The sequence below is a fragment of the Streptomyces anthophorae genome (assembly GCF_049310305.1).
Classification (GTDB): Bacteria; Actinomycetota; Actinomycetes; order Streptomycetales; family Streptomycetaceae; genus Streptomyces.
In genome coordinates, this window is sequence record NZ_JBLWQQ010000001.1 from 6,745,053 (window position 1) to 6,770,927 (window position 25,875).

Sequence of the window (25,875 nt, forward strand, 5' to 3'; positions counted from 1 at the left end):
CGCATGACGCAGAGCGAGATCAACAACCCCGATGCCCTTGTGGGGCTCACCGCCTATGACCGCACCGGGGAGAAGATCGGCAGCGTCGAGCGGGTCTACCTCGATGACAGGACCGGCAACGCCGACTGGGTGACGGTCAAGACGGGCCTCTTCGGCATGAAGGAGACCTTCGTGCCGCTGATGGGGGCCACGCACGACAGCGACCGGCTCAACGTGCGGTACACCAAGGAAGCGGTCAAGGACGCGCCGCGGGTGGACGCCGACCAGCACCTCGACGAGGACGAGAAGAACGAGCTGTACCGGCACTACGGCATGACCCGCCCCTCGGCGGCGGGCGCGGCCGGCACGCAGCCCCAGCGACCGGGCCAGGCCGACACGGGCCGGATGGGCACGGCGGGCACCGCGGGCACGGCCGGTGCGGCGGGCGCGGCCGGTGCCATGGGCGCCGGTGCCGGAGCGGGCGCCGGAGCCGGTGCGCGCTCGGACGCCGGACGGCACGCGGGTGCCGCCGCACGCGAGCCGGCGATGCGCTCCGGGCCCGGCGGCGACGGCAAGGCCGACGAGATGATCCGCTCCGAGGAGCGCCTGCGGGTGGGCGTCGAGGAGCAGGAGGTCGGCCACGCGCACCTGCGCAAGACGGTGGAGACGGAGAACGTCACCACGTCGGTGCCCATCTCCCACGAGGAGGTTCGCGTCGTGCGCGAGCCGATCCGTGAGGGCGACGGCCAGAAGGGCACGATCGGCGAGGCGGAGACCGAGGTGACGCTGCACGCGGAGCGCGCGGTCGTCCGCAAGGAGACCGTCCCGGTCGAGCGGGTCCGGCTCGAGACCGAGAAGGTCACGGAGACGAAGGAGGTCTCCGACACCGTCCGCAAGGAGAAGATCGAGTTCGACAGTCCGAAGGACGACGGCATGCCCGGCGAGGGCCGGGGCCGTCGCGGCCCGCGGCACTGACCGCGGCGGACGGCAGTGCGGGCCCGGCCGGAAGGCGCGGGCCCGCACTGCCGTGCGCCCGGGGCGCGTCAGGGCACCACCACGATCTTCCGGCCCACGCCCGACGCGAACTGGTCGAGCGCCTGCGGGTACTTGTCGAGCGGGAGGCGGTCGCTGATGAAGACGGACGGGTCGAGGACGCCGCCCGCGAAGAGCTCAGCCGCCCGCTCGTAGCTGTGCAGGACCGCCATCGAGCCGGTGATGGTGATCTCCTGGTTGTAGATGCGGTACGGGTCGATCTCCACGCGCGTCGCGTAGTCCGCGACACCGAACTGGAGGAACGTGCCCGCCTTGGCGACGCGGCCGAGGCCGTCCTGGATCGCCGCCGCGTTGCCCGTCGCGTCGATGACGACGTCCCAGCCCGTGGGGCGGTCGAGCTCGTCGGGGTTCGCGGCGGAGGCCGAGACGCCGAGGTGCTGGGCCGTCGCCAGGCGGTCCGGGTTGAGGTCCACCACGTCGACGCTCGCCGCGCCCGTCTTCTTGGCCAGCTCCAGCATCATCAGGCCCATCGTGCCCGAGCCGTAGATCAGCACGTGCGAGCCGAGCCGCGACTGGAGGACGTCGTAGCCGCGCACCGCGCAGGACAGCGGCTCGATGAGCGCCGCGTCCTGTGTCTGTACGTGGTCGGGGAGCGGGACGCAGTTGGCGACCGGCGCGACCGCGTACTGGGCGGCCCCGCCCGCCGTCGACACCCCGATCGCCGCCCACCGCTCGCACAGATTGCCCCGCCCGGCCCGGCAGTAGCGGCATTCGTGACAGTGCAGCGAGGGGTCGACCGCCACCCGGTCGCCGACCCTCAACTCCGTTACCTGGGAGCCCACTTCGGCAATCGTGCCCGCGAACTCGTGGCCCGGCACCACCGGCAGTGTGGGGGCGAACTCGCCCTGGAGGATGTGCAGATCGGTGCCGCAGAGCCCGCAGGCCGCGACCTCGACGATCACGTCGCGGGGACCTGGTGTCGGGTCCGGCACCTCGCCGACGACGACCTTGCCCACCGATTCGACGATCGCGGCCTTCATGGACAACCTCCAAAGCACGTACGGGAGTTGTGACAGCTGCTCGTTCGGTTCACTTCACCGCGCCGAGGGACAGGCCCTGGACGAGCTTGTCCTGGGCGGCGAACCCTGCCGCGAGCACCGGCAGGGAGATCACGAGGGACGCGGCGCACACCTTCGCCAGGAACAGGCCCTGGCTCGTGATGAATCCGGTCAGGAAGACGGGTGCGGTCTGGGCGACGACGCCGGTCAGCACCCGGGCGAAGAGGAGTTCGTTCCAGCTGAAGATGAAGCAGATGAGAGCGGTCGCGGCGATCCCCGGCAGGGCGATCGGGGCCACCACCCGCGTCAGGACCGTCGGCAGGCGTGCCCCGTCGATCTGCGCCGCCTCGATCACCGCCACCGGCACCTCCGCCAGGAACGACTGCATCATCCACACCGCGATCGGCAGGTTCATCGACGTGTAGAGGATGACGAGCAGCCAGATGTTGTCGAGGAAGCCGGTGTTCTTCGCGAAGAGGTAGATCGGCAGCAGCCCCGCCACCACCGGCAGCATCTTCGTGGAGAGGAAGAAGAACAGGACGTCGGTCCACTTGCGGACCCGGCGGATCGACAGCGCGTACGCCGCCGGAAGCGCGAGTACAAGGACGAACAGCGTCGCGACGAGCGAGGCCACCGTCGAGTTGATGAGCGCGGGCCAGGGGCTCGCGCCGCCGTCCGCGCCGAAGAAGTCGCGGTAGCCGTCGAGGGTGAGCGCGGCGGCGAAGGAGGGCGGGTTGGTGGCGGCGTCCGCCTCCGAGTGGAAGGACGTCAGCGCCATCCAGGCGATCGGCAGGAAGAAGACGATGCCGGCCAGCCACGCGAGCAGCCCGAGTCCCTTGCTGCGCAGGAACGTTGGGAACGTCATCAGCGTGACACCTCCTCGCGGAACAGGGACGACACGACGCGCAGGGCGAACGTCGCGATGATGATCGAGCCGATGACGACCAGGACACCGGCCGCCGAGGCGAGGCCGTTCTCGTGGGCCTGGTAGAAGGACTGGTAGACGGTGTACGGCAGGTTGGCGGTGCCGAGGCCGCCGGACGTGATGGTGAAGACGGCGTCGAAGTTCTGCACGATGTAGATCGAGCCGAGCAGCGCGCCGAGCTCCAGGTACCTGCGCAGGTGCGGCAGCGTGAGATGGCGGAAGATCTGCCAGGCTCCCGCGCCGTCCACGCGGGCGGCCTCGATCTGTTCGGCGGAGCGCGACTGGAGGCCCGCGAGCAGGATCAGCATCATGAACGGGGTCCACTGCCAGACGAGCGAGAGCTCCACCGCGAGCAGCGGGGTGTTCGAGATCCAGTCGGGCTGGGGTCCGCCCACGTAGTGCAACAGGCCGTTGAGCAGCCCGTATTCGGGGTTGTAGAGGACGTGCTTCCACAGCAGTGCCGCGGCCACCGGCACGACGAGGAACGGCGCGATCAGCAGCGTACGGACGAGGCCGCGGCCCTTGAAGCGCCGGTCGAGCAGCAGCGCAAGGGCGAGGCCGATGACCAGGCTCGCCACGACCACCGACACCGTCAGGACGATCGTGGTCAGGACCGACTTGCGCAGGTCCGGGTCGGTGAGGACCTCGGAGTAGTTGCCGAGTCCTGTGAAGTGCCGGGCGTCCGGGTACAGCGCGTTCCAGTCGAAGAACGAGATGACGAGCGTGGCCACGAAGGGGAGCTGGGTGACCACGATCATGAAGACCAGGGCGGGCAGCAGTGGCGCGCGGGTCGCCCAGGCGCGCAGTCTGCCGGGGGTGTTCGGGGTGACCGGCGCGCGGGTGGCAGGGGGCGCCGGAGCGGTGGTCGTGGTCATCGGCCCTCGTACTCCTTCGCGATCTCGGCGGCGAGCTTCTGGGACTTGGCGAGCGCCGTGTCGACCGACTGGCGTCCGGCGACGGCCGCGCTGATCTCCTGCGAGACCTTGGTGCCGAGGTCGGTGAACTCGGGGATGCCGACGAACTGGATGCCGGGCGCGGGCCGCGGCTGCACGCCCGGGTCGCCGGGCCGCGCGTTCTCGATGGCGGCCTGCGTCTGCGCCTGGAACGGGGCGGCCTCCTCGCGGTACTGCGGGATGTCGTACGTGGAGGCGCGCTTGCCTGCCGGCACATTGGCCCAGCCGAACTTCTCGCCGACGAGCTTCTCGTACTCCTTGCCGGAGGCCCAGGAGATGAACTTCCAGGCCTTGTCCGGGTTGGGGGAGGCCTTTTGCAGGCCCCAGGCCCAGGTGTAGAGCCAGCCGCTCGACTTCGTCCTCTCGACGGGCGCGGAGACGTAGCCGATCTTGCCCTTGACCGGGGACTTGGACGCTTCGAGGGAGCCCGCCGCGGAGGTCGCGTCGTACCACATGGCGGTCTTGCCCTGGGTGAGGTTGTTGAGGCACTCGGCGAAGCCGGACTGGGCGGCGCCGGACTCTCCGTGCTTGCGGACGAGATCGACGTAGAACTTGGTCGCGTCCTTGAAGCCCTTGTCGTCGAGGCGGGCCTTCCAGTCCTTGTCGAACCAGGTGCCGCCGAAGGTGTTCACCACGGTGGTCAGCGGTGCCATGGACTCGCCCCAGCCGGGCAGCCCGCGCAGACAGATGCCCTTCATGCCCTTCTCGGCGCCGTCCACCTTCGCCGACAGGTCCGCGACCTGCTGCCAGGTCGGGTGCTCGGGCATCTTCAGGCCCTTCTTGGCGAAGACGTCCTTGCGGTACATGAGGAAGGACGACTCGCCGTAGAACGGTTGGCCGTAGAGCTTTCCGTCGTCGCCGGTGAGCGACTCGCGCATGGGGGCGAGGATGTCCTTCTGGTCGAAGGCCTTGTCCTTGCCGACGTAGGGGCCGAGCGGGCGGAGCCAGCCGTTGCGGGCGTAGATCGGGATCTCGTAGTTGGAGAGCGTCGCGACGTCGTACTGACCCGCCTGGTTGGCGAAGTCCTGGCTGATCTTGTCGCGGACGTCGTTCTCCGGCAGCACCGTGAAGTTGACCTTGATGCCGGTCTCCCGCGTGAAGTGCTTCGCGGTGAGCTTCTGCAACTCGACCATCTGCGGGTTGTTGACCATCAGGACGTTGAGGGAGTCACCGCCGCTGCCGAGCCCGCCGGCGCCGGCCCAACAGCCGGACAGGAGGGGGGTGAGCAGCGTCCCTGCGGCGGCCATCGCGAGCAGGGGGCCCGGTGGCCGGCGTCGGCTCTGGGTTCGCATCGATGCTCCTGGACGTAAGGGATGAAGGGGATTTACCTGGATGAAGCGGTACGTCGACGGGTGTGCGGAACCCGCCCGCGTGCCGGGGAGTGGTGCGTGGGCGGATCAGACGCGGATGACCTGCGGCCCCATCAGCGAGTAGCGATGGGCCTCGGACGCGGGCAGCTGGGTGCTGGTGACGATCGCCTCAAGGGCGCCCACCGGGGCGAAGCGGCAGAAGCTGACCGCGCCGAACTTGGTGTGCACGCCCGCGAAGACGGTGCGCCGCGCCGCCCGGATGGCCTGCGACTTCACCTCGCTGACGGCCGGGTCGGGGGTGGTCAGGCCGTGGTCGCGGGAGATGCCGTTGGCGCCGATGAAGGCGAGGTCGACGACGAAGCCGGCGAGCATCTTCGACGTCCAGTGGTCCACGGTCGCGAGCGTGCCCGCCCGGACCCGGCCGCCGAGCAGGATCACGGTCGTGTTGTCGTTCTCGGCGAGCGCGCCCGCGGTGGCGAGGGAGGCGGTGACGACCGTCAGCGGCCGCTCGCGCGGCAGCGCCTCGGCGATCAGCTGCGGTGTGAAGCCCTCGTCGACGAAGACCGTCTCGGCGTCGCCGAGCAGCTCCGCGGCGGCCGAGGCGATCCGCCGCTTCTCCGGCACGTGCATCGTCGTACGGAACGCCAGCGTCGTCTCGAACCCGGCGCTCTCCACCGGATACGCCCCGCCGTGCGTGCGCCGCACCAGGCCGTGGTCCTCAAGGGCCCGCAGATCGCGGCGCACGGTCTCCTTGGCGACACCGAGCGCGTTCGCGAGCTCGGTGACGTCGACGGACCCGGAGTGCCGCGCCGCCCGCACGATCTCCCGCTGTCGTTCCTCGGCGCTCATGCCCGCCGGCCTCCTCCGTGCCTGTCACTGCCCGTTCGGGCCCGGAAGGGCCCGCACCGGAAGTTGTACCGGGGGTACGCCGAGGTGAACAGGCCTGGAGCGGGCCCGATGCCGCCCGTTCCTGCCCGTTTCGCGGGGTGCGCGGTGCGGCGCGGACCTGCGGGGGAGCGGGGGATCGTGTGGGTTCGGGCGGGACGGATGCCCGAACAGGGCGACGGGCGGGCCCGTTCGATGCCCGCCCGCCCGAAAGTGCCGTGCCCGGCCCGCTCGGAAACGCGGTGCCCAGCAGGGCCGAGGCCGTGCTCAGTGGGGCCAGATCGGCGGGTCGTTGACGAAGCGGCCGCCCATGTACCGGTGCGCGGGGTTGTCGTCGCTGAGCGGGCCGTACTCGGCCAGCAGCTTCTCCGCGTACACCTCCGAGTCGTCCCGCGGCTCGTAGCCGAGGGCGCGGGCGCTGGAGAGGTCCCACCAGACGCGGGTGTTGGCGGACGAGCCGTAGACGACGGTGTGGCCGACCTTCTCGGCGGTCAGCGCCGCGTGGAAGAGCCGGGCGCCGTCCGCGGGGCTCATCCACACCGACATCATGCGGACGTCCGTGGGCTCCTTGAAGCAGGAGCCGATGCGCACGGAGACGGTCTCGATGCCGTGCCGGTCCCAGTAGAACTGGGCGAGGTCCTCGCCGAACGACTTCGACAGGCCGTAGTACGTGTCGGGGCGGCGCGGCGTCTCGACCGGGACCAGCGGTGCGCCGTCCTCCACGCGCGGGCGCGGCGTGTAGCCGATCGCGTGGTTGGAGGAGGCGAAGACGACGCGGGGCGCGATGCCGTCGGCGCGGGACGCGGCCTCCTCGCGTACGGCCTCGTACAGGTGGTACGTGCCCTTGATGTTGGAGTCGAGGAGCTTCTCGAAGGTCGACTCGAGGGAGATCCCGGCGAGGTGCAGCACGCCGTCGACGCCGCGCACCGCCTCGCGCAGGGCGTCCGTGTCGCCCAGATCGGCGACGATCGCGTCGGGCGCGTCCTCGATCGGGCGCACGTCGAGCAGGCGCAGCTCGTAGCCGTACTGGGGCAGCAGCTCCCGCATCAGGGTGCCGAGTCCGCCGGCCGCGCCGGTGAGCAGGATGGTGCGGGAACGGGAGGGGACTGGCATGCGTGTGATCTCCGGTTGCGTGAGCGGCATTCACATTCATGGATACGGGGTCAACGCTATGAAGCGCTCCCAGGGCCAGTCAAGAGGCCTGCCTGCGGAGTGAGTTCGCGTGTTTTGCGTGCTTGACCGGCCGTTGGAGGCCGTCCTACCGTGGCATTGTTCAGAAATATAAACGTGAATCACAAACGTGCACATCGTGCGGTGTGTGCGTCGTCCAGGGAGAGCTCGTGACCTCAGTCCCTCTCGCCGCTCGCCTCGGCATTCCCAGCGGGCCGCTGTTCTTCCCCGTCACCGCCTACGGATCCGACGGGGCCGTGGACCTCGACACCTACCGCACCCATGTGGGGCGCGGCGTCGAGGCCGGGGCCGCCGCCGTGTTCGCCTGCTGCGGCACCGGGGAGTTCCACGCCCTCACGCCGGAGGAGTTCGAGGACTGTGTCGCGGCCGCGGTCGAGGCCGCGGCGGGCCGGGTGCCCGTCGTCGCGGGTGCCGGATACGGCACGGCGCTCGCCGTCCGGTACGCCCGCGCGGCCGAACGCGCGGGCGCGGACGGCCTGTTGGCGATGCCGCCCTATCTCGTCGTCGCCGGACAGGAGGGGCTGCTCCGGCACTACACGGAGCTGGCCGAAGCGACCTCCCTCGACATCATCGTCTACCAGCGCGACAACGCGGTCTTCACCCCCGAGACCGTCGTCGCGCTCTCCCGGCACCCCAAGGTGATCGGGCTCAAGGACGGACTGGGCGACCTGGATCTGATGCAGCGGACCGTCAGCGCCGTACGGACGGACGGGGCGGCGGACTTCCTCTACTTCAACGGGCTGCCCACCGCCGAACTCACCGGCCTCGCCTACCGCGGCATCGGCATCACCCTCTACTCCTCCGCCGTCTTCGCCTTCGCGCCCGAGCTGGCGCAGGCCTTCCACAAGGCGCTGACCGCGGGCGACGACACCACGGTGAACCGGCTCCTCGACGGCTTCTACCGGCCCCTCGTCGAGCTGCGCAACCAGGGCAGGGGGTACGCGGTCTCCCTCGTGAAGGCGGGGGTGCGGCTCGGCGGGCTCGACGTCGGCGGGGTCAGGCCACCGCTGCACGAGCCGCGCGAGGAACACGTCGAGCGCCTCGTCGAACTCATCGAGCAGGGCGCCACGTTGCTGGAAGGAGCCGACGCGTGAGGACCTCCGCCTTCGTCTACCCCTGGGACGTCAACGGCGACCCGGACGCCGCACGCCGCATCGCCGACCTCGGCGTCCAGCAGGTCACCCTCGCCGCCGCGTACCACTCCACGCGGGCGCTCACGCCCCGCCACCCGCGCCACCGCATCGTGACGGCGGAGCACGCGGCCGTCCTTTACCCACCCGACCAACAGCGTTGGCAGGGAAGGAAACTGGTGCCGTACGAGGCCGGGGGCTGGGCTCCCGGCAACGCCTTCGGCGAGGCCGCCGAGGCCCTCGCGGGCGCCGGGCTCGACGTCCACACATGGGTCGTGCTCGCCCACAACTCCCGGATGGGCGCCGAGCATCCGGACACCTCCGTCGTCAACGCGTACGGCGACCGCTACCCCTGGGCGCCGTGCATCGCGCAGCCCGCCACGCGCGCGTACCTCGTCGACCTGGCGGCGGAGGCGGCCACCCGGCCGGGCGCGCGCGGCACCGAACTGGAGTCGCTCGGCTGGTACGGCCTCGCGCACCTGCACGCCCACGACAAGACCGGCGGCGTCGGACTCGGCGAGGCCGGGGAGTACCTGATGTCGCTGTGCTTCTGCCCCTCGTGCCGCGAGGGGTACGCCGAACACGGCCTGGACCCTGTCGAGTTGGCGGGCTCCGTCCGGTCCGCCCTGGACCCCGTGTGGCGGGGGAGGGCGACGGACGACGGCTGGGCGGCGGTCGAGAAGCTGCTCGGCGCCGAGACCGCGGCCGCCACGCGCGCGTACCGCGACACCACGGCCCGCACCCTCCAGGAGGCGGCCGTGGCGGCGGTCCGGGCCGCGGCCCCCGCCGGCTTCCAGGTGCTGCTGCACGCCGACCCGGTCTCGTACCACTGCGGTGCCAACGCCGGTGTCGACCCGGGGCACATCCTCTCCGTCGCCGACGGCGTCGTCGTGCCCTGCACGGGCGGCGCGGGCCTGGTGCGTCCGTTCGCGGAGCGGGGGAAGGGGGTCGTCGCCGCGAACCTCACCGTCGTACGCGGGATGGGCGGCAGCCCCGCCACCCTCGCGGACGACGCGCGCGCGGCGCGTGACCTGGGCGCGACGCAGCTGCGGCTGTACCACGCGGGGCTGGCCTCGGACGGGGACCTCGCGGCGGTGGCGGGGGCGCTCGCGGAGCTCTGAAGCCCGTCAGCCCAGGTGCCACAGGGCATAGGTGACGAACAGCAGCACCAGGCCCGCGAAGGTCAGGGCCGCGCCCAGGACGCGGAGGTAGCCCACGGGCGCCAGGCCGCGGAGGTCGAACGCCCAGCTGAGACCGGCCGATATGGCGACGACCCCGCCCACGGCGAAGAAGCCGAGGAGGACCGGCGATGTGGCGCGGTCGCCGGCGGCGAGGGGGAGAAGACTCGTCGGGGTCACGGTCACGGTGGGGCCTGCATTCTCTGGGTCGAAGCGCTTCCTCCGACCCTAGAAGGGGCCCCTTCAAGGCACGGTCAACAAGGCGCCATGCAGGAGCAATGGTGCGGCCATATCGGCGTCGGGTATCGATCGGGTAAAGCCGGTCGCGGGACTCATGTGATGCGCGTAGACATGCATTCACCTGCACGAATCCCCCCGTCCTCGACGGCTCTCGCAGTCGTCACGGCCAGAATTGGATCACGTCACCGATGCGCAAGCGCCATCTCGCCGCCGCCACAGCGACGGTCGCTTCCCTCGTACTCGCCGGCGTCGTCACCGCCGGCTCCGCCGACGCGGGCTCCACCGGCGACAAGGCCACGGCCGAGCCGCACAACATCGGCCTTCTCACCAAGGAGATCGACTCCTACTACGGCGCGAAGCAGGACGCCGACGGCGTCTGGCAGGCCTCGCCCGACAGCCCGTACGCCGACGACCTCGCCCGCATCGAGAAGGGCGCGAAGCGGCAGATCGCCGCGGCGGCCCGGCAGCACCACGGCAAGGGCGACAGGCCAGCGATCGTCTTCGACATCGACGACACGCTGCTGCTCAGCCTCGACTACGAGAAGAAGACCAACTACGTCTACAACGACGCCAGTTGGAAGGAGTACGTGGGCAAGGCGGACCGCCCCGCCGTCTTCGGCACGCCCGCGCTCATCCAGTACGCCGAGTCCAAGGGCGTCGAGGTCTTCTACAACTCCGGGCTCGGTGAGTCGCAGCGCCCGGCCGCCGTGGAGAACCTGAAGAAGGTCGGCATCGACGTCAACCTCGACGCGGACCACGTCTTCCTCAAGGACAAGGCGAACCCGCCCGCGTACCTGGCCGACTGCGCCACGGCCGCCGCCTGGAACTGCACGACGGTGCAGTACAAGTCGGCGACGCGGAAGCACATCGAGTCCCAGGGCTACGACATCGTCGGCAACTTCGGCGACCAGTACTCGGACCTGGAGGGCGGGTACGCGAACAAGACGTACAAGCTCCCGAACCCGACGTACTACGTGGGCTGACACCGACGGTCCCGTGGGGTGCGGCCGCCGCCGGGCGGCCGCACCCCACGGCCTTTGTCGGCTCAGTCGTAGGTCAGGTCGGACCTCACCCGTCAACAGGTGGGCCAGGTGGGCCAGTTCGCGGTGATGCCGGACACCCTTCGGTGGAACTGGAATTGAGGAGGCGTCAGTTCTTGAGCGCCGCCTGCATCATCGCCTTGGCGACAGGACCCGCGAGGCCGCTGCCGCTGACCTCGGAGCGGGCCGCGTCCGACTGCTCGACGAGCACCGCCACGGCGACCTTCTTGCCGGTCGAGTCGTCCTTCGCGTACGAGGTGAACCAGGCGTACGGGGTCTCGCTGTTGTTCTCGCCGTGCTGCGCCGTACCGGTCTTGCCGCCGACCGTCGCGCCGTCCATCCGCGCGACCGTACCGGTGCCCTTGGAGACCACGGTCTGCATCGCGGACTGGAGCTGCGAGGCGGTCGCCTCGCTGATCACGCGGGTGTCGTCGCCGTCCTCGAAGGACTTGACCGCGTCGCCGTCGGCGTCCGTCACCTGCGAGACCATGTGCGGGGACGCCTGCTCGCCGCCGTTGGCGATGGTCGCGGAGACCATCGCGATCTGGAGCGGCGTGGCCGTCACGTCGAACTGGCCGATGCCGGACAGGGCCGTCTGCGCGTCGTCCATCTTCGACGGGTAGTTGCTCTTGGCGGCCCGCACCGGAACGTCGGTCTTCTCGTCGTTGAAGCCGAACTTCTCGGCCATCGCCCGGACCTTGTCCCCGCCCAGTTCGGCCGCGAGCTTTCCGAAGACGGTGTTGCAGGAGTACTGGAGCGCCGTGCGGACCGAGGCGTTCTCGCAGGGCATCGAGGTGGTCTCGTTCTTCAGGTACGTGCTCGTACCCGGCAGCCTGTACGGGTTCGGCGTGTCCGTCTTGTCGTCGATCGACGAGACCAGACCGTCCTCGAGCGCCGCCGCCGCGACCACCAGCTTGAACGTCGAGCCGGGCGGCAGCGCCTGCTTGAGCGCCCGGTTCACGGTCGGCGAGTCCTCGTCCTTGGAGAGCTTCTTCCACGCCGAGGCGTCCGAGGAACCCGAGCCGCTGATCTTCGACGGGTCGAACGACGGCGTCGAGACCATGCCGAGGATCTTGCCGGAGTCCGGGTCGATGGCGACGGCGGCGCCCTTCTTGTCGCCGAGCGCGCTGTACGCGGCCTTCTGCACGCCCGGGTCGATCGTCGTGATCACGTCACCGGGGGTGGTGCTCTTGCCGGTGAGCGTGTCCAGCGGGTTCTTCAGCTGCGTGTCGGTGCCGTCGAGCACGCTCTGGTAGATCCCCTCCAGCTGGGTGGCGCCGTACACCTGCGAGGTGTAACCGGTCACCGCCGAGTACAGCGAACCGTCCGTGTACGTCCGCTTGTACTTCAGGTCGCTGGAGTCGCCCGTCTTCGTCGAACCGGTCACCGCCTTTCCGCCCACGATGATGTCGCCGAGCGGATTCGCGTACTGCGAGATCGTCTTCCGTCGGTTGTCGTCGCTGTTGGCGAGGGCCTGGCCGTCGTAGAACTGCACCCAGGTCGCCCTGACCAGCAGGGCGAACACGAGGAGCAGCGTGAAGACGGAGGCGCGCCTGATCGTCTTGTTCATTGCGTACGGGAAGACGAGCGGACCGGTGCGAATCGTTCCTGACCGTGCGTTTTCTCACCGTACGTTCATGTGGCGCGGCACCGGCGTTGCGGCCTCGGGGCGCTGCCCCGGACCCCGCTGCTCAATCGCCGCAGGGGCTTGAACAACCGAGCCGGATCAAGCCCCGCCGGCGATTGGGGCGCGGGATCCGGGGCAGCGCCCCGCGACCGTGTCAGAGTCTCCGCGTCGCCAAGGTCAACCGGTCGCGGGCGTCGAACAGTGCGTCCTTGACCATCTGCTCGTGGGCGGGCGTCAGGCGCGCCACCGGGACCGAGCAGGAGATCGCGTCGCGGGCCGGGGTGCGGTACGGGATCGCCACGCCGAAGCAGCGCAGGCCCAGCGTGTTCTCCTCGCGGTCGACCGCGAAGCCCTGCTCCCGGATCTGGTGCAGCTCCTCGATGAGCTTCTCGCGGTCGGTGGTGGTGTGCTCGGTGAGCGAGGGCAGCGTCTCCGGGAGCAGCTTGCGCACCTGCTCGTCGGTGTGGGTGGCGAGCAGTGCCTTGCCCAGCGACGTGGAGTGGGCGGGCAGCCGGCGGCCGACGCGGGTGAAGGGGCGCAGATAGTGCTGCGACTGGCGGGTGGCGAGATAGACGACGTTCGTGCCGTCGAGCCGGGCCAGGTGGATGGTCTCCGTCGTGTCGTCGGAGAGGCGGTCGAGTGTGGGGCGGGCCGCCGCCACGACCTCGTCGCCGTCGATGTACGAGGTGCCGACGAGCAGGGCGCGCACCCCGATGCCGTACCGCGTGCCGGTCGCGTCCGTCTCCACCCAGCCGAGGTCCACGAGCGTGCGCAGCAGCATGTACAGGCTGGACTTCGGGTAGCCGACGGCCTCCTGCACCGCGGCCAGGGAGTGCATCCCGGGGCGGCCCGCGAAGTATTCGAGCAACTCCACGGTCCGCACCGCGGACTTCACCTGCCCGCCGCCTGCCGCGGCCCCCGTCTCGTCTGCCGACATCGCCCTTGACCCCTTCGTTCGACGAGAAATAGTCTCGGTGATTAGTTCATCATCAGAGACAGCGTTCAGTATATCGAACGATGCTCGTCGCTCACCCTGGTGCGCGGCGAGAAAAGCTGGAGGAATGTGCCGTGGCAGCAACACCAGTCTGGAGTGTCGACCCCCGAACCGGGAAGCAGCGGGAGCAGGTCGCGGACGAGGCCACGGCGCAGGAAGTGGACGAGGCGGTGCGCGCCGCACAGGACGCCCGCGCCGCCCTCGCCGACCGCACCGTCCGCGCCGCGTTCCTGCGATCCGCGGCCGACCGCCTGGAAGAGGCCAAGGACCACCTCGTCGAGGCGGCGGACGCGGAGACCGCGCTCGGTCCGGTCCGGCTCACCGGTGAACTCGCCCGCAGCTGCTTCCAGTTGAGGAAGTTCGCGGACATCGTCGACGAGGGCGCCTTCCTCGGCGTCGTCATCGACCACCCCGACGACACGGCGACGCCGCCCATCCCGGACCTGCGCCGCTACAAGATCCCGCTGGGCGTCGTCGCCGTCTACGCGGCGTCGAACTTCCCGTTCGCCTTCTCCGTGCCCGGCGGCGACACGGCGAGCGCGCTGGCCGCCGGCTGCCCGGTCGTCGTCAAGGCGCACCCCGACCACCCGGCCACCTCCGAGCTGGTCGCCGCCACCATCCGCAGGGCCGCCGCGGAGCACAGCATCCCGGAGGGCGTGCTCGGCCTCGTGCACGGCTTCGACGCGGGCGTCGAGCTCGTCAAGCACCCCCTGGTGGCCGCGGCCGGCTTCACCGGTTCCGTGCGCGGCGGGCGCGCGCTCTTCGACGCGGCGTCCTCGCGCCCGGTGCCGATCCCGTTCCACGGCGAACTGGGCTCGCTGAACCCGGTCGTGATCACCGAGGCCGCGGCCGCCGAGCGCGCCGACCAGATCGGCACCGGGCTCGCCGGTTCCATGACACTGGGCGTCGGCCAGTTCTGCGTGAAGCCCGGTCTCGTCTTCGCGCCCAAGGGCGAGGCGGGCGACAGCCTCATCAAGTCCCTGACGGCGGCGGTCAGCGACACCGCCTCCGGCGTGCTGCTCGACCACCGCATGCGCGACAACTTCGTCGCCGGTGTCGCCGCGCGGGCCGAGCTTCCCGACGTGGAGGCGCCCGTGACGCCCGGCGCGGGCAGCGAGCACACGGTGGCGCCCGGCTTCCTCACGGTCCCGGCCGCCCGGCTCGCGACCGAGGGCGGCGCGCACGACCTCCTCCTGGAGGAGTGCTTCGGCCCGGTGACGGTCGTCGCCCGCTACGAGACGGCCGACGAGATCACGGCGGTCCTGAACCGGCTGCCCGGCAACCTCACGGCGACGGTCCAGCTGTCCTCGGGCGAGGCCGCCGGTGAGGGGCGCGGCGCGGAGATCCTCGCCGAGCTGACGCCCATCGCGGGCCGCGTCCTCGTCAACGGCTGGCCGACCGGTGTCGCGGTCGCGCCCGCGCAGCACCACGGCGGCCCGTACCCGGCGACGACGTCGACGTCCACGTCCGTGGGCGGCACCGCGATCGAGCGCTGGCTGCGCCCGGTCTCGTACCAGACGACGCCCGAGGCGCTCCTCCCGCCGGAGCTGCGCGACGACAACCCGCTGGGGCTGCCGCGCCGCTTCAACGGCCGCCTGGAGAACTGACCGGACGGGGCCCGCGGACCTGCGGGCCCCTGCGAGACTGGCGGCATGGATCTCGAAATACCGCCCCTGCCCTTCCCGTTGCGCACGTACGGACCCGACGGCCACTGGTCGTACGAGGACGGGGTGCTCACCGGGTGGGCGGGGCCGCGCCAGGACCGCTTCGTGCCGCCGACCGGTTCCGCGCTGGAACCGGCGTCGGACGCGCCGCGCCTCCTTGGCGCGCCCGACGGTGACTTCCAGCTGATCGCCCGCGTCACGGTCGGCTTCGCGGCGGCCTTCGACGCGGGGGTCCTCTACGTCCACGTGGGCGACCGGGAGTGGGCGAAGCTCTGCTTCGAGCGGTCCCCGGACGAGCCCACGATCTGTACGGTCGTCACCCGCGGTCACTCCGACGACGCGAACGCCTTCGTGGTGCCGGGTTCCTCGGTGTGGCTCCGCGTCAGCCGCACGGGTTCGGCCTTCGCCTTCCACGCCTCGACCGACGGCGAGACGTGGACCTTCATCCGCATCTTCTCCCTCGGCGACGAGAAGTCCGCGTCGGCCGCCCTGGTCGGCTTCCTGGCCCAGTCCCCGGTGGGCGAGGGCTGCGTCGTCACCTACGACCACATCGAACACCGCGCGACATGGCCGAAGGGGTTGCGGGACGGCTCCTGAGGGACGGCCCCGCGGACTGCCGCTCGGCCTGCGACCTGGCCCGCTCGGCCCGCGCCGTGGCTCGGCGCCCGGATCCCACTCCTCGGCCACCTCCCACCCACCCGCCCCCTCCGGAGGCTTCGGCCCGGATTGGCTCGGCTCGCGATGACCGTTCCGGGCGGGAGCCCGACACGGCCCGTTCCAGCTCGGCGACGGCCCATCCGCGTCCGCTTGCCTGCGGCTCGGCTCAGGTCGGTTCCCGTTGCTCGGCCGGCCAGGCCCACGCACTCCGACCGAAGCTCCCGGAGGGGGCGGGTGGGTGGGAGGTGGGCCAGGAACGGCGTGGACGGCGCGGAAGGCGCGGACGGCGTGCACGACCGTCGGGGTGGCTCGCACGGTGCCGTGGGCAGCCCGCGACGGTCGGTACCGCGTGCCGACCGTCGCAGCCGCCCCCGCCCCGCCGCACCAATCGGCCACCTCGGACGTAGGCCCGCCCCCGGCAGACGCCCGCCCCGCCTCCCGCCCCGGCAGACGCCCACCGCCACATCGACCCACCCCCACCTCGCCTCCCGCAACATCCCCGCCACACCACCTCCCCGCCCCCACCACCACACCCACCCGCACAAAACACGTCGTCCGACCCCCACGGCGAAACCCCGGCGGCGGTGAACCGCGTCCTGAGGGGCATGATCCGTACCGCCGTAGCCGCCGACGCCCCCGTTCTCGCCGCCCTGCACCGCAGGGCCCGTGCCACGTACTACCGGGAGGGGCTCCCGGACGACGGGGACCCGGGCGCGTGGGTCGAGCGGTGGGAGGTGGCCATAGCCCGGCCGCACGGGCACGTACTCGTCTGTGTCAGGGACGGCGTCGTCGTCGGGCTCGCCTCCTTCCGGCGCCCCGACGAGGCCCCGGCCGACGCCTGCGTGCTGTACCAGTTCCAGGTCGACCCCGACCACTGGAGCCGCGGCATCGGCACGGAACTGCACGCCGCCTGCGTCGAGCAGTGGCGGGTCGACGGCGTCGCCGAGGTCCACCTCATCGTGCACGGGGACAACACCCGCGCCCAGGCCTTCTACGCCCGCCACGGCTGGATCGACGAGGGCCAGGAGGGCCGCGGGGGCTCGCACCGCCGGATGCGGTTCACACCGGGCGGGGAATGACCGGAGGCCCCATCCGGTTGTAGCGGAGCGCAGGGTCACCACCCCGCCCTGCGCAGCCGCACCCCCGGAACGAGAGACCGAGAGAACCCCATGCGCGTCGAGATCTGGACCGACATCAACTGCCCGTTCTGCTACATCGGCAAGGCCCGCTTCGAGGAGGCGCTCGACGGGTTCGCGCACAAGGACGACGTTGAGGTCGTGCATCGGTCCTTCGAGCTCGACCCGAACGCCAAGCCGGGGGAGACCGGCCTCGTCGTCCCGTACATCGCCAAGAAGTACGGCATCAGCGAGGCCCAGGCCGCCGCCAACGAGCAGGGCCTCGGCCAGCAGGCCGGCGCCCTCGGCCTGCCGTACCTCACCGAGGGCCGCGACTTCGGCAACAGCTTCGACCTGCACCGGCTGCTCCACCTCGCCAAGGACAAGGGTGTGCAGGACGCGATGATCGACGCCCTGTACCGAGGCAACTTCGCCGAGGAGTCCTCCGTCTTCGGCGACGAGGAGACCGTCGTGCGGCTCGCCGTCGACGCCGGCCTCGACGAGGCGGAGGTCCGGGCGATGCTCGCCGACCCCGAGGCGTACGCGGACGCGGTGCGCGCCGACGAGCGCGAGGCCGCCGAGCTCGGCGCGAACGGCGTGCCGTTCTTCGTCCTCGACCGCAAGTTCGGCGTCTCCGGCGCCCAGCCCGCCGAGGTGTTCACGCAGGCGCTGACCCAGGCCTGGGCCGACCGCTCCCCGCTCACCGTCATCGACAGCGCGGACGGCGGCGACGCCTGCGGCCCCGACGGCTGCGCCGTCCCGCGGGCCTGAGCCGGCTCCCGGCCCCGCCACCCACCTGACCTGCACGCATAAGGGTTGCTTAGGTGTACTCGGTAAATATTCGCAATGGACGGGTAGTTGGCGGCGGGGCACAGTGGGTGCCATGGAGACTTCCGGTGAGCACCAGGCCCGGGCCACGGCCGCCCAGGTCCTCGACGCGGAGCTGGTCCGCGCGCAGTACACCCCCGCCACCACCTACCTGAACACCGCGAGTTCCGGACTGCTCCCGGCGCGGGCCGCGGACGCGATGCGGTCCGCGATCGGCGACATGGCCGCGGGCCGTTCCCCCGACTCGCTCTTCGCCGACGTCGAGGAGGCACGCGCCGCGTTCGCGCGGATCGCCGGCGTCCCGGTGGGCCGGGTCGCGACCGGCGGGTCCGTCGCCGTCTACAGCGGACTCATAGCCGCCTCCCTGCCCGCGGGGGCCGAAGTCCTCACGGCGGAGGGCGACTTCAGCTCGACCGTCAACCCCTTCCACGTACGCGGCGACCTCAAGGTCCGTGCCGTGCCGCTCGACGCGCTGCCCGACGCGGTCCGCCCCGGCACCGCGCTCGTCGCGGTGAGCGCGGCCCAGTCGGCCGACGGCCGGATCGCCGACGTGCCCGCACTGCGCGCCGCCACGCGTGCGCACGGCGCCCGGCTCTACGTCGATGTCTCGCAGGCGTCCGGCTGGTACCCGGTCGCCGCGCACGCGGCCGACGCCGACTATCTGGCCTCCGTCGCCTTCAAGTGGCTGACCTGCCCGCGCGGCGCCGTCTTCTTCGTCGGCCCGGCCGACACCGAGGGCTTCGACGCGCTCGCGCCCGTCTTCGGCGGCTGGGTCTCGGGGGAGAACCCCTGGGACAGCTGCTACGGGCCCGTCACCGAACCCGCCCGCTCCGCCCGCCGGTTCGACGAGAGCCAGAGCCTCGTCGCGTACACCGGGGCCCGCCAGTCCCTCGCCGTGATCGAGGAGTTGGGCCCGGAGGCGATCCACGCCCACGACCTGGCGCTCGCGGACCGGTTCCGCACGGGCCTCGCCCGGATCGGGCACGAACCGGTCTCCTCGCCGGGCTCGCCGATCGTTTCCGTGCCCGAACTCGGCGTGAAGCAGGCCGAGTTGCAGCGCGCGGGCATCGAAGTCTCCAACAGGGCGGGCAACTTGCGGGCCTCCTTCCACCTCTACAACACGCCCGCCGACGTCGACCGCCTCCTCGACGCGCTCTCCGCCTGAACTCCGGCCGCCCTCTGGCGTCCCGCTCCCCAGGACGCTAGGAAGGCAGTACGAGGTGGTGGTGCCGGTGCCCCGTACGGATGCGTACGACCCCAAGGACCGGGCCGCGGACGACGCCGAACTGCACCGACGTCTCGTCTACGGCGACGAGGCCGCGCTCTCCGAGGCGTACGACGTGTACGGCGGGCTCGTCCGGGGTGTCGCCGTGCGCGTGACCCGCTCGGCGGGAGCGGCGGACGACGTGGCACAGGAGGTCTTCGCGCATCTTTGGGCGCGGCCCTACGCCTTCGACGCGCGGCGCGGCTCGCTGCGCACCTGGCTGACCATGCTGGCGCACCGCCGCGCGGTCGACTGGGTGCGCAGCGAGGCCCGCCACCGCAAGGCCGTGACCGCGGACGACGCGGCGCTGCACGCCATCCCGGCCTCGGAGCCGGGGCCCGACGAGCGGGTCGTCGACCGCGAGCGCTCGCTGCTCCTGCACTCGGCCGTGGCCCAACTCCCGCTGCCGCAGCGGCAGGTGGTGCATCTGGCGTACTTCGCCGGCCGGACGTACCGTCAGGCGGCGGCGGAACTCGGCATCCCGGAAGGGACCGCCAAGACCCGCCTGCGCACCGCACTGCACCGCCTGGCCGAAACCCTGGCGGACCCGGCGGAGCCGGACTTCGAGGCTCACGAAAGGGGTGCCTGATGGCCGCGGACGCGCACGACCACGCGACGGTGAGCGAACTCCTGGGCGCCTGGGCCCTGCGGGCCCTCCCCGCCGGCGAGCAGCGCGCCGTCCCCGCGCATCTGGCGGACTGCGAGGAGTGCGCCGCCGAGGCGGAACGGCTGCGGGCGACGGTACGGTCCCTGGACGGTCCGAACGGGAACGAGAGCGGTCCGGACGGAAACGAGAACGGTTCGAGCGGGCACGGTTCGAGCGGGCACGGTGCGGTCGGCGAGCCGCGGGCCCACACGGCCGGTCTCCCGTTCCGTACCGGCACAGGACCCCTCGCCGCGGCCCTGGCGCACCGCCCGCCCGTACCCCCTGCATCGTCCGACACCGCCCCGCACGCCCAGCCCTACGCGGCCACGGTCGCCGCCCTCCAGGCGCTGCTCGCCGAGGCGGACGACGCGTGGTCGACCGAGGTGGTCCACGGGTGGACGGTGCGGGACACGGTCGCGCACCTCATCGCCGCCGACGAGCCGCTGGCCGTCCACCTCGGCCTGCCGGGCCACGAACCGCCCGCCGACGAGCCGCAGGGCAGCGACTGGCACACCGCCTGGGAGGCCCGCACCCGCACCGTCATCGCCCATGAACGCGCGCGTGACCCGCACGCCACCGTGGCCGTCTGGCGCGCCCGCGCCGACGAGCTGCTCGCGGCGCCGGCCGCCCACGACGCCGAACTCGCCGCACAGGCCGCCACGTTGATGGGCGCACGGCTCCCCGTCGCCGAACACTTCCTGGTCCGGGCCTTCGAGACGTGGATCCACAGCCACGACATCGGCCGCGCCCTGGACCGCCCCGTGCCCCCGCCGCCCGCCGGTCACCTGTGGTGCCTGGTCCGCCTCGCCGTACGGATCCTCGGCCAGGCGCTCGGCCCGCGGGCCACACCCGTCGCTCTGACCGTGGCGGACGCGAGCCGCTCCACGGAGTGGGTCCTCGGCTCCGAGGGGGAACCGGTCCGCGCCGAAGTCACCCTCGATCCGGTCGACTTCTGCCTGCTCATCGGCGGTCGCGCGGCCCCCGACAGCCTCCCGCCGGGCACCGGCGACCCGAGGGCGGCCCGCACCCTCCTGGACCGGGCGGCTCAACTGGCCTGGCTGTGAACCCCGGTGGCCGGAGCCGGGCGGCCCCAGGGCAGACTCCGGGCAGGCCTTAGGGGCACTCCTCCGCCCCGGCCTCCGCGCACAGATTGCCCTCGACCAGCGCCAGCAGCCGCGCGAACTCCGCCCGGTCCCGCTCGGAGAGCCCCGCGAGGGTCTGCTCCTCCAGCGTTCCCCACACCCCGGCCACGTCCTCCAGGAGCCCGCAGCTGCGGTCCGTCGCCTCGACGAGTGACGCGCGGCGATCGCGCGGGTCGGGCGTGCGGCGCACGTGCCCGGACTGCTCCAGGCGCTGGAGCATCTTCGTGACCGTGGACGGATCCAGGTCGAGCGTCTTGATCAGCTCGGACTGACGCACGGGCCCCTTGTCCCACAGGTGCATCATCACGAACTCCTGCCCCGGATAGAGCCCGAGCCCGCGCAGCCGCTGCCCGGCGGCGATCCGGTGCAGCCGGGCGACGCGGGACAGGGCCAGGCTGACCGGGCCGCTGCGGGCGGCGACCGGAAGCTGGGCGGTACAGGCGGGCTCGTCGGCGGTGGGGGACATGGGGGGCTCCTCTCGACTTGTCCACAAGATTACCTTGGCCGACCAAGTAATGCGCTACAGTGAAGGCGGCTCGATTGCTTGGCCGACCAATATTTCCGTCGCTGTCCCGTGCATCCGTCGCTGTCCTGTGCGTCCGCCGTAGTCCTGTGAATCGGAGTAGCCATGACCACCGCTTTCGACCCCATCGACCTCCCCGGCACCCGCCTGGCCAACCGCATAGCCATGGCCCCCATGACCCGCAGCCGGGCCGGCGAGGGCGGCACCGCCACCGCCCTGACCGCCGAGTACTACGCGCAGCGCGCCTCCGCGGGGCTCATCGTCACCGAGGGGATCCAGCCCTCGGCCGTGGGCCAGGGCTATGCCTGGACGCCGGGCCTGCACACACCGGAGCAGATCGAGTCCTGGCGCCCGGTCACCGAGGCCGTGCACGCCAAGGACGGCAAGATCTTCGCCCAGGTGATGCACGCGGGCCGGATCAGCCACCCGTCGCTGCAACCGGACGGCGGCGCGCCGGTCGCCCCGTCGGCCGTCGCCCCGGAGGGCAAGGCCTTCACGAACGAGGGCTTCCAGGACTTCACGACCCCGCGCGAGCTGACCTCGGACGAGGTCCGCGCGACCGTGGCCGACTTCGCCGAGGCCGCCCGCGGCGCCGTCGCGGCGGGCTTCGACGGTGTCGAACTGCACGGCGCCAACGGCTACTTGATCCACCAGTTCCTGTCGCCCGGCACGAACCTGCGCACCGACGAGTGGGGCGGCAGCGTGGCGAACCGGATCCGGTTCGCCGTGGAGGCCGTCAAGGCCGTCGCCGACGCCATCGGCGCCGAGCGCACCGCCATCCGCCTCTCGCCCGGCAACCCGTACAACTCCATGGGGGACCACGACACGGTCGAGACCTACACCGCGCTCGTCGACGCCCTGGAACCGCTCGGCCTCGCCTACCTGCACGTACTGGAGGTGGGGGAGCAGAGCCGCGAGGTGACCGCCGATCTGCGCAAGCGGTTCAGCGGCCCGTTCGTGCTCAACGCGCACACCGAGGGCCCCACCGACCACCGGGCCCTCGGCCTGATCGAGGACGGCGTCGCCGACATCATCAGCTTCGGCGCCCTCTTCCTCGCCAACCCGGACCTGCCGGACCGTCTCAGGAGCGAGGGTCCGTACAACGCCCCGGACCCGGCGACCTTCTTCGGAGGCACGGAGAAGGGCTACACGGACTACCCGGCCCGATAGTCCCGGACACAGCAGTCGGGGCGGGACCGAAGACGGTCCCGCCCCGACTCATGCGCGTACGAGGATCACTTCACCGGAGTGAAATCACGCGCCCCGATGAACTCGGGACGCCGCACCGGCGCCGCGAACGGCTCCACCGCCGTGTTCTCCACGCTGTTGAACACGATGAACACGTTCGAGCGCGGGTACGGGGTGATGTTGTCGCCCGAGCCGTGCATGGCGTTGCAGTCGAACCAGGTCGCCGAGCCGGGCTTGCCGGTGAACAGCTTGATGCCGTGGGCATCGGCGAACTTGCTCAGGGCCTCGTCCGAGGGCAGGCCCGCATCCTGCATCTGCAGCGACTTCTTGTAGTTGTCCTTCGGCGTCTCGCCCGCGCAGCCGAGGAACGTCTTGTGCGAACCCGGCATGATCATGAGGCCGCCGTTGGTGTCGTAGTTCTCCGTCAGCGCGATGGAGACGGACACCGTCCGCATGTTCGGCAGGCCGTCCTCGGCGTGCCAGGTCTCGAAGTCCGAGTGCCAGTAGAAGCCCCGGGCCCCGAAACCGGGCTTGACGTTGATCCGCGACTGGTGGACGTAGACGTCCGAGCCGAGGATCTGACGCGCCCGTCCCACGATGCGCTCGTCGCGCACCAGGTTGGCGAAGACCTCGCTGATCTTGTGGATCTCGAAGACCGAGCGGATCTCCTGCGACTGCTTCTCGACGATGGAGCGCTCGTCGGCGCGCATCGTCGGATCGTTCACCAGACGGTTCAGCTCGGCCTGGTAGGTGCCGATCTCGTCCGGGCCGATCAGCTCGTCGATGGCGAGGAAGCCGTCCCGCTCGAAGGAGGCGAGGTCCGACTGGCGGATCGGCCCTCGCGCTCCCTCCGCCGACCAGACGACCGGGTCGACACGCGGCGTGGCCACCTCGGAGGCGCCTCGCGTCGGGTACAGGTCCGTGATGTCGGGTGCGGTCGTCATCGGGATCAGGCCTCCTCGTCCTCTGTCAGCAGCGGGTAGACGCCGTTCTCGTCGTGGTCCTCCCGTCCGGTCACCGGAGGGTTGAACACGCAGACGCAGCGGAAGTCGGTCTTCGGGCGCATGGTGTGCTTCTCGTGACCGTCCAGGAGGTACATCGTTCCTGGCTCGATCCAATGCGTCTCACCGGTCTCCCGGTTGGTGAGCTCGGCCTCGCCCTCCACGCACAGCACGGCCTCGATGTGGTTGGCGTACCACATGTCGGTCTCGGTGCCCGCGTACAGGATCGTCTCGTGCAGAGAGAAGCCGACCTTCTCCTTCGCAAGCACGATGCGCTTGCTCTCCCAGGTGCCGGTCGCCGACTTCACATGCCGGTCGGTGTTCTCGATCTCCTTGAACGAACGGACAATCACGGTGAGTTGCTGCCTTTCCTCGTAAACTTGGTTGTGCTGGTCAGGCGGTCTCGCGCACGGCTCGGGTGAGCGTGCGAAGCCCCTCGTCCAGCTCCTCGCGTGTGATCGTCAGCGCCGGAAGCAGCTTGACGACCTCGCTCTCGGGGCCGGAGGTCTCGATGAGCAGGCCCAGCTCGAAGGCCCGCTTGGCGACCTTGCCGGCCCGGTCCTTGTCACGGAACTCGATGCCCCAGACCAGACCGCGGCCGCGGTATTCGACGATCTCGTCCGCGTACTCCGTACGCAGGGCGCTGAGCACCTCGTCGACCTGCTCGCCGCGCTCCAGGGTCTGCTTCTCCATGGCCGCGCCGTCGGTCCAGTACGTCTCCAGGGCAGCGGCCGCCGTCACGAACGCCGGGTTGTTGCCGCGGAAGGTGCCGTTGTGCTCGCCCGGCTCCCAGACGTCGAGCTCCGGCTTGAACATGCACAGGGACATGGGGAGCCCGTACCCACTGATGGACTTCGAAACGGTCACGATGTCAGGCGTGATGCCCGCCTCCTCGAACGAGAAGAAGGCGCCGGTGCGGCCGCAGCCCATCTGAATGTCGTCGACGATCAGGAGCATGTCCCAACGTTCGCAGACATCTGCCAGTTTGCGCAGCCACTCGGCACGGGCGACATTGATGCCGCCCTCGCCCTGGACCGTCTCGACGATCACGGCGGCCGGGGTGTTCAGGCCGGATCCGGAGTCCTCGAGGAGGCGCTCGAACCAGATGAAGTCCGGCGTCTGGCCGTCGAGGTAGTTGTCGAACGGCATCGGCGTGCCGTGCACCAGCGGGATGCCGGCGCCGGCCCGCTTGAAGGCGTTGCCGGTCACGGCGAGCGAGCCGAGCGACATGCCGTGGAAGGCGTTGGTGAAGGACACGATGGACTCGCGGCCCTTGACCTTGCGGGCCAGCTTCAGCGCGGACTCGACGGCGTTGGTGCCCGTCGGGCCCGGGAACATGACCTTGTAGGGGAGGTCGCGCGGCCGCAGGATGATGTTCTGGAAGGACTCCAGGAAGTTGCGCTTGGCCGTGGTCGACATGTCGAGCCCGTGCACGACGCTGTCGCGCTCCAGGTAGTCGATCAGGGCGCGTTTCAGGACCGGGTTGTTGTGGCCGTAGTTGAGCGAACCGGCACCGGCGAAGAAGTCCAGGTACTCGTGGCCGTCCTCGTCGTACATACGGCTGCCCTGGGCCCGGTCGAAGACGGTGGGCCAGCTGCGGCAGTAGCTGCGCACCTCCGACTCAAGGGTCTCGAAGACGCTCAGGTCCGGCTGGGTGATGGTCACAGCAAAAACTCCTCTAGGGAGGGAAAGTTGAGGGGGGTTCGGGGTGGGTGGGGCGAGGGCGCGCTCAGGCCAGCGGGCCTATGCGGTACAGCTCCTCGGGCAGGTGCCCGTCGTCCGGGAACAGGCCCGCGTCGAACAGCACCGTGCGGGCCACGCCGACACGGTGCCGGCGGGCGAACGAGGTGAACAGGGCCTGGGACGCGGCGTTGTCGGGCGTGATGGTCGTCTCCAGCGTGGTGACCGGACGCGCCGCCGCCACCCGCGCGGCCAGCCCGTCGAGCAGCGCGGCGGCGAGGCCGCGCCCGCGGTGCGCAGCGTCCACGGCGACCTGCCACACCACGAGGATGTCGGGTCGGTCGGGACGTACGTAACCGGTGATGAAACCGGCCACCTCACCCTTCTCGTCGCGGGCGATCACCGACGTGGCGGCGAAGTCGCGACACCACAGCAGGTAGCTGTAGGAGGAGTTGAGGTCGAGCACCTTCGAGTCGCGGGCGATACGCCAGATCGCGGCTCCGTCGGCCACCTCTGGGTGGACGATCTTCAGTCCGTCGGGGACCGGGGCCACTTCGGCGACTTCCAGGAATTGCGCTTGTGCGGCGGTCATGCAAATTGAATTTACCGAGCAATTTGCGGGATTGCACCCGCGGAAGGGGTTACGTAAAGCAGGGTTGTGTGT

26 protein-coding genes are annotated in these 25,875 nt (G+C 71.0%); 12 read left to right on the top strand and 14 right to left on the bottom strand.

All coding sequences use genetic code 11. From position 1 onward, the window contains the following. Positions 1-3 precede the first annotated feature (3 nt). The gene (locus tag ACNYS0_RS30590) at positions 4-954 is read left to right on the top strand and encodes a PRC and DUF2382 domain-containing protein (RefSeq protein WP_422478097.1); all 951 of its coding nucleotides are present in this window, start codon (positions 4-6) and stop codon (positions 952-954) included. Positions 955-1,022: 68 nt separating this feature from the next. On the opposite strand, the gene ACNYS0_RS30595 is transcribed toward ACNYS0_RS30590, so the two are convergent. The 6 genes from ACNYS0_RS30595 to ACNYS0_RS30620 form a co-directional block, all read right to left on the bottom strand. After that, positions 1,023-2,012, bottom strand: a complete 990-nt coding sequence (locus tag ACNYS0_RS30595) for a zinc-dependent alcohol dehydrogenase family protein (protein ID WP_422478099.1) — start codon at positions 2,010-2,012, stop codon at positions 1,023-1,025. 49 nt (positions 2,013-2,061) lie between these two features. Next, positions 2,062-2,895: a carbohydrate ABC transporter permease gene (locus tag ACNYS0_RS30600; RefSeq protein WP_422478101.1), complete on the bottom strand. Its 834-nt coding sequence runs from the start codon at positions 2,893-2,895 to the stop codon at positions 2,062-2,064. Next, positions 2,895-3,830, bottom strand: a complete 936-nt coding sequence (locus ACNYS0_RS30605) for a carbohydrate ABC transporter permease (protein ID WP_422478103.1) — start codon at positions 3,828-3,830, stop codon at positions 2,895-2,897. The genes ACNYS0_RS30600 and ACNYS0_RS30605 overlap by 1 nt, the downstream gene beginning before the upstream one ends. Continuing rightward, complete coding sequence (locus ACNYS0_RS30610) at positions 3,827-5,200, bottom strand: ABC transporter substrate-binding protein (RefSeq protein WP_422478105.1); 1,374 nt, start codon at positions 5,198-5,200, stop codon at positions 3,827-3,829. The genes ACNYS0_RS30605 and ACNYS0_RS30610 overlap by 4 nt, the downstream gene beginning before the upstream one ends. A 105-nt stretch (positions 5,201-5,305) precedes the next feature. Then, positions 5,306-6,067, bottom strand: coding sequence for a DeoR/GlpR family DNA-binding transcription regulator (locus tag ACNYS0_RS30615; RefSeq protein WP_422406596.1), 762 nt, complete (start codon positions 6,065-6,067; stop codon positions 5,306-5,308). 303 nt (positions 6,068-6,370) lie between these two features. Next, positions 6,371-7,216 carry an NAD-dependent epimerase/dehydratase family protein gene (locus tag ACNYS0_RS30620; RefSeq protein WP_422478107.1) on the bottom strand — a complete coding sequence of 282 codons (846 nt, stop codon included), beginning with the start codon at positions 7,214-7,216 and terminating at the stop codon, positions 6,371-6,373. 227 nt (positions 7,217-7,443) lie between these two features. Here ACNYS0_RS30620 and ACNYS0_RS30625 point away from each other — a divergent pair, with 227 nt between their 5' ends. Next, entirely contained in the window at positions 7,444-8,388 is a 945-nt protein-coding gene (locus ACNYS0_RS30625; RefSeq protein ID WP_422478109.1) for a 5-dehydro-4-deoxyglucarate dehydratase, read from the top strand. Then, the gene (locus ACNYS0_RS30630; protein ID WP_422478111.1) at positions 8,385-9,545 is read left to right on the top strand and encodes a hypothetical protein; all 1,161 of its coding nucleotides are present in this window, start codon (positions 8,385-8,387) and stop codon (positions 9,543-9,545) included. The genes ACNYS0_RS30625 and ACNYS0_RS30630 overlap by 4 nt, the downstream gene beginning before the upstream one ends. A gap of 6 nt (positions 9,546-9,551) precedes the next feature. On the opposite strand, the gene ACNYS0_RS30635 is transcribed toward ACNYS0_RS30630, so the two are convergent. Continuing rightward, entirely contained in the window at positions 9,552-9,782 is a 231-nt protein-coding gene (locus ACNYS0_RS30635; RefSeq protein WP_422478113.1) for a hypothetical protein, read from the bottom strand. A gap of 248 nt (positions 9,783-10,030) precedes the next feature. Between ACNYS0_RS30635 and ACNYS0_RS30640 the strand changes: the two genes are divergently transcribed. After that, on the top strand, positions 10,031-10,825 hold the full coding sequence (locus ACNYS0_RS30640; RefSeq protein ID WP_422478115.1) for an HAD family acid phosphatase: 795 nt from the start codon (positions 10,031-10,033) through the stop codon (positions 10,823-10,825). A 166-nt stretch (positions 10,826-10,991) separates the two neighbouring features. On the opposite strand, the gene ACNYS0_RS30645 is transcribed toward ACNYS0_RS30640, so the two are convergent. Beyond that, on the bottom strand, positions 10,992-12,452 hold the full coding sequence (locus ACNYS0_RS30645) for a peptidoglycan D,D-transpeptidase FtsI family protein (protein ID WP_422478117.1): 1,461 nt from the start codon (positions 12,450-12,452) through the stop codon (positions 10,992-10,994). A 211-nt stretch (positions 12,453-12,663) separates the two neighbouring features. Beyond that, positions 12,664-13,446, bottom strand: coding sequence for an IclR family transcriptional regulator (locus tag ACNYS0_RS30650; RefSeq protein ID WP_422406576.1), 783 nt, complete (start codon positions 13,444-13,446; stop codon positions 12,664-12,666). Positions 13,447-13,577: 131 nt separating this feature from the next. On the opposite strand from ACNYS0_RS30650, the gene ACNYS0_RS30655 reads away from it, so the two are divergent. The 7 genes from ACNYS0_RS30655 to ACNYS0_RS30685 all read left to right on the top strand — a co-directional run bounded on the left by ACNYS0_RS30655 (position 13,578) and on the right by ACNYS0_RS30685 (position 20,741). Beyond that, positions 13,578-15,110 (top strand): aldehyde dehydrogenase (NADP(+)), encoded by a 1,533-nt coding sequence (locus ACNYS0_RS30655; RefSeq protein WP_422478119.1) that lies wholly within the window; start codon positions 13,578-13,580, stop codon positions 15,108-15,110. A 45-nt stretch (positions 15,111-15,155) separates the two neighbouring features. After that, on the top strand, positions 15,156-15,764 hold the full coding sequence (locus ACNYS0_RS30660) for a DUF1349 domain-containing protein (protein ID WP_422478121.1): 609 nt from the start codon (positions 15,156-15,158) through the stop codon (positions 15,762-15,764). A gap of 665 nt (positions 15,765-16,429) precedes the next feature. After that, positions 16,430-16,903, top strand: a complete 474-nt coding sequence (locus tag ACNYS0_RS30665; RefSeq protein WP_422478123.1) for a GNAT family N-acetyltransferase — start codon at positions 16,430-16,432, stop codon at positions 16,901-16,903. Positions 16,904-16,993: 90 nt separating this feature from the next. Beyond that, the gene (locus ACNYS0_RS30670) at positions 16,994-17,710 is read left to right on the top strand and encodes a DsbA family oxidoreductase (RefSeq protein WP_422478125.1); all 717 of its coding nucleotides are present in this window, start codon (positions 16,994-16,996) and stop codon (positions 17,708-17,710) included. A 112-nt stretch (positions 17,711-17,822) separates the two neighbouring features. Beyond that, positions 17,823-18,932 (top strand): aminotransferase class V-fold PLP-dependent enzyme, encoded by a 1,110-nt coding sequence (locus ACNYS0_RS30675; RefSeq protein ID WP_422478127.1) that lies wholly within the window; start codon positions 17,823-17,825, stop codon positions 18,930-18,932. A 55-nt stretch (positions 18,933-18,987) separates the two neighbouring features. Further along, entirely contained in the window at positions 18,988-19,620 is a 633-nt protein-coding gene (locus ACNYS0_RS30680; protein ID WP_422478129.1) for a sigma-70 family RNA polymerase sigma factor, read from the top strand. Next, positions 19,620-20,741, top strand: coding sequence for a maleylpyruvate isomerase family mycothiol-dependent enzyme (locus ACNYS0_RS30685; protein ID WP_422478131.1), 1,122 nt, complete (start codon positions 19,620-19,622; stop codon positions 20,739-20,741). Before ACNYS0_RS30680 ends, ACNYS0_RS30685 begins: the two co-directional genes overlap by 1 nt. Positions 20,742-20,790: 49 nt before the next feature. Here the strand turns inward: ACNYS0_RS30685 and ACNYS0_RS30690 are convergent, their stop codons facing one another. Then, entirely contained in the window at positions 20,791-21,285 is a 495-nt protein-coding gene (locus tag ACNYS0_RS30690; protein WP_422478133.1) for a MarR family winged helix-turn-helix transcriptional regulator, read from the bottom strand. A 162-nt stretch (positions 21,286-21,447) separates the two neighbouring features. On the opposite strand from ACNYS0_RS30690, the gene ACNYS0_RS30695 reads away from it, so the two are divergent. Continuing rightward, on the top strand, positions 21,448-22,512 hold the full coding sequence (locus tag ACNYS0_RS30695) for an alkene reductase (RefSeq protein WP_422478135.1): 1,065 nt from the start codon (positions 21,448-21,450) through the stop codon (positions 22,510-22,512). A 65-nt stretch (positions 22,513-22,577) separates the two neighbouring features. Here the strand turns inward: ACNYS0_RS30695 and thpD are convergent, their stop codons facing one another. The 4 genes from thpD to ectA form a co-directional block, all read right to left on the bottom strand. Beyond that, positions 22,578-23,474, bottom strand: coding sequence for an ectoine hydroxylase (gene thpD, locus ACNYS0_RS30700; RefSeq protein WP_422478137.1), 897 nt, complete (start codon positions 23,472-23,474; stop codon positions 22,578-22,580). A gap of 5 nt (positions 23,475-23,479) precedes the next feature. Further along, a complete protein-coding gene (locus ACNYS0_RS30705) occupies positions 23,480-23,884 on the bottom strand; it encodes an ectoine synthase (RefSeq protein ID WP_266721029.1) in 405 nt (134 codons plus the stop codon). 40 nt (positions 23,885-23,924) lie between these two features. Then, a complete protein-coding gene (gene ectB / locus ACNYS0_RS30710) occupies positions 23,925-25,196 on the bottom strand; it encodes a diaminobutyrate--2-oxoglutarate transaminase (protein ID WP_422478139.1) in 1,272 nt (423 codons plus the stop codon). Positions 25,197-25,260: 64 nt separating this feature from the next. Then, complete coding sequence (gene ectA / locus ACNYS0_RS30715; protein WP_351343109.1) at positions 25,261-25,803, bottom strand: diaminobutyrate acetyltransferase; 543 nt, start codon at positions 25,801-25,803, stop codon at positions 25,261-25,263. Positions 25,804-25,875: the final 72 nt, after the last annotated feature.

Excerpts from the sequence above, each read along its gene's own strand:
- ACNYS0_RS30695 (WP_422478135.1), top strand. The coding sequence starts at position 21,448 with ATGACCACCGCTTTCGACCCCATCGACCTCCCCGGCACCCGCCTGGCC.
- ACNYS0_RS30590 (WP_422478097.1), top strand. The coding sequence starts at position 4 with ATGACGCAGAGCGAGATCAACAACCCCGATGCCCTTGTGGGGCTCACC.
- ACNYS0_RS30605 (WP_422478103.1), bottom strand. The coding sequence starts at position 3,830 with ATGACCACGACCACCGCTCCGGCGCCCCCTGCCACCCGCGCGCCGGTC.
- ACNYS0_RS30620 (WP_422478107.1), bottom strand. The coding sequence starts at position 7,216 with ATGCCAGTCCCCTCCCGTTCCCGCACCATCCTGCTCACCGGCGCGGCC.
- ACNYS0_RS30660 (WP_422478121.1), top strand. The coding sequence starts at position 15,156 with ATGGATCTCGAAATACCGCCCCTGCCCTTCCCGTTGCGCACGTACGGA.
- ACNYS0_RS30610 (WP_422478105.1), bottom strand. The coding sequence starts at position 5,200 with ATGCGAACCCAGAGCCGACGCCGGCCACCGGGCCCCCTGCTCGCGATG.
- thpD (WP_422478137.1), bottom strand. The coding sequence starts at position 23,474 with ATGACGACCGCACCCGACATCACGGACCTGTACCCGACGCGAGGCGCC.
- ACNYS0_RS30675 (WP_422478127.1), top strand. The coding sequence starts at position 17,823 with ATGGAGACTTCCGGTGAGCACCAGGCCCGGGCCACGGCCGCCCAGGTC.
- ectA (WP_351343109.1), bottom strand. The coding sequence starts at position 25,803 with ATGACCGCCGCACAAGCGCAATTCCTGGAAGTCGCCGAAGTGGCCCCG.
- ACNYS0_RS30665 (WP_422478123.1), top strand. The coding sequence starts at position 16,430 with ATGATCCGTACCGCCGTAGCCGCCGACGCCCCCGTTCTCGCCGCCCTG.
- ACNYS0_RS30685 (WP_422478131.1), top strand. The coding sequence starts at position 19,620 with ATGGCCGCGGACGCGCACGACCACGCGACGGTGAGCGAACTCCTGGGC.
- ACNYS0_RS30645 (WP_422478117.1), bottom strand. The coding sequence starts at position 12,452 with ATGAACAAGACGATCAGGCGCGCCTCCGTCTTCACGCTGCTCCTCGTG.
- ACNYS0_RS30640 (WP_422478115.1), top strand. The coding sequence starts at position 10,031 with ATGCGCAAGCGCCATCTCGCCGCCGCCACAGCGACGGTCGCTTCCCTC.
- ACNYS0_RS30670 (WP_422478125.1), top strand. The coding sequence starts at position 16,994 with ATGCGCGTCGAGATCTGGACCGACATCAACTGCCCGTTCTGCTACATC.
- ACNYS0_RS30615 (WP_422406596.1), bottom strand. The coding sequence starts at position 6,067 with ATGAGCGCCGAGGAACGACAGCGGGAGATCGTGCGGGCGGCGCGGCAC.
- ACNYS0_RS30650 (WP_422406576.1), bottom strand. The coding sequence starts at position 13,446 with ATGTCGGCAGACGAGACGGGGGCCGCGGCAGGCGGCGGGCAGGTGAAG.
- ACNYS0_RS30690 (WP_422478133.1), bottom strand. The coding sequence starts at position 21,285 with ATGTCCCCCACCGCCGACGAGCCCGCCTGTACCGCCCAGCTTCCGGTC.
- ACNYS0_RS30600 (WP_422478101.1), bottom strand. The coding sequence starts at position 2,895 with ATGACGTTCCCAACGTTCCTGCGCAGCAAGGGACTCGGGCTGCTCGCG.
- ACNYS0_RS30595 (WP_422478099.1), bottom strand. The coding sequence starts at position 2,012 with ATGAAGGCCGCGATCGTCGAATCGGTGGGCAAGGTCGTCGTCGGCGAG.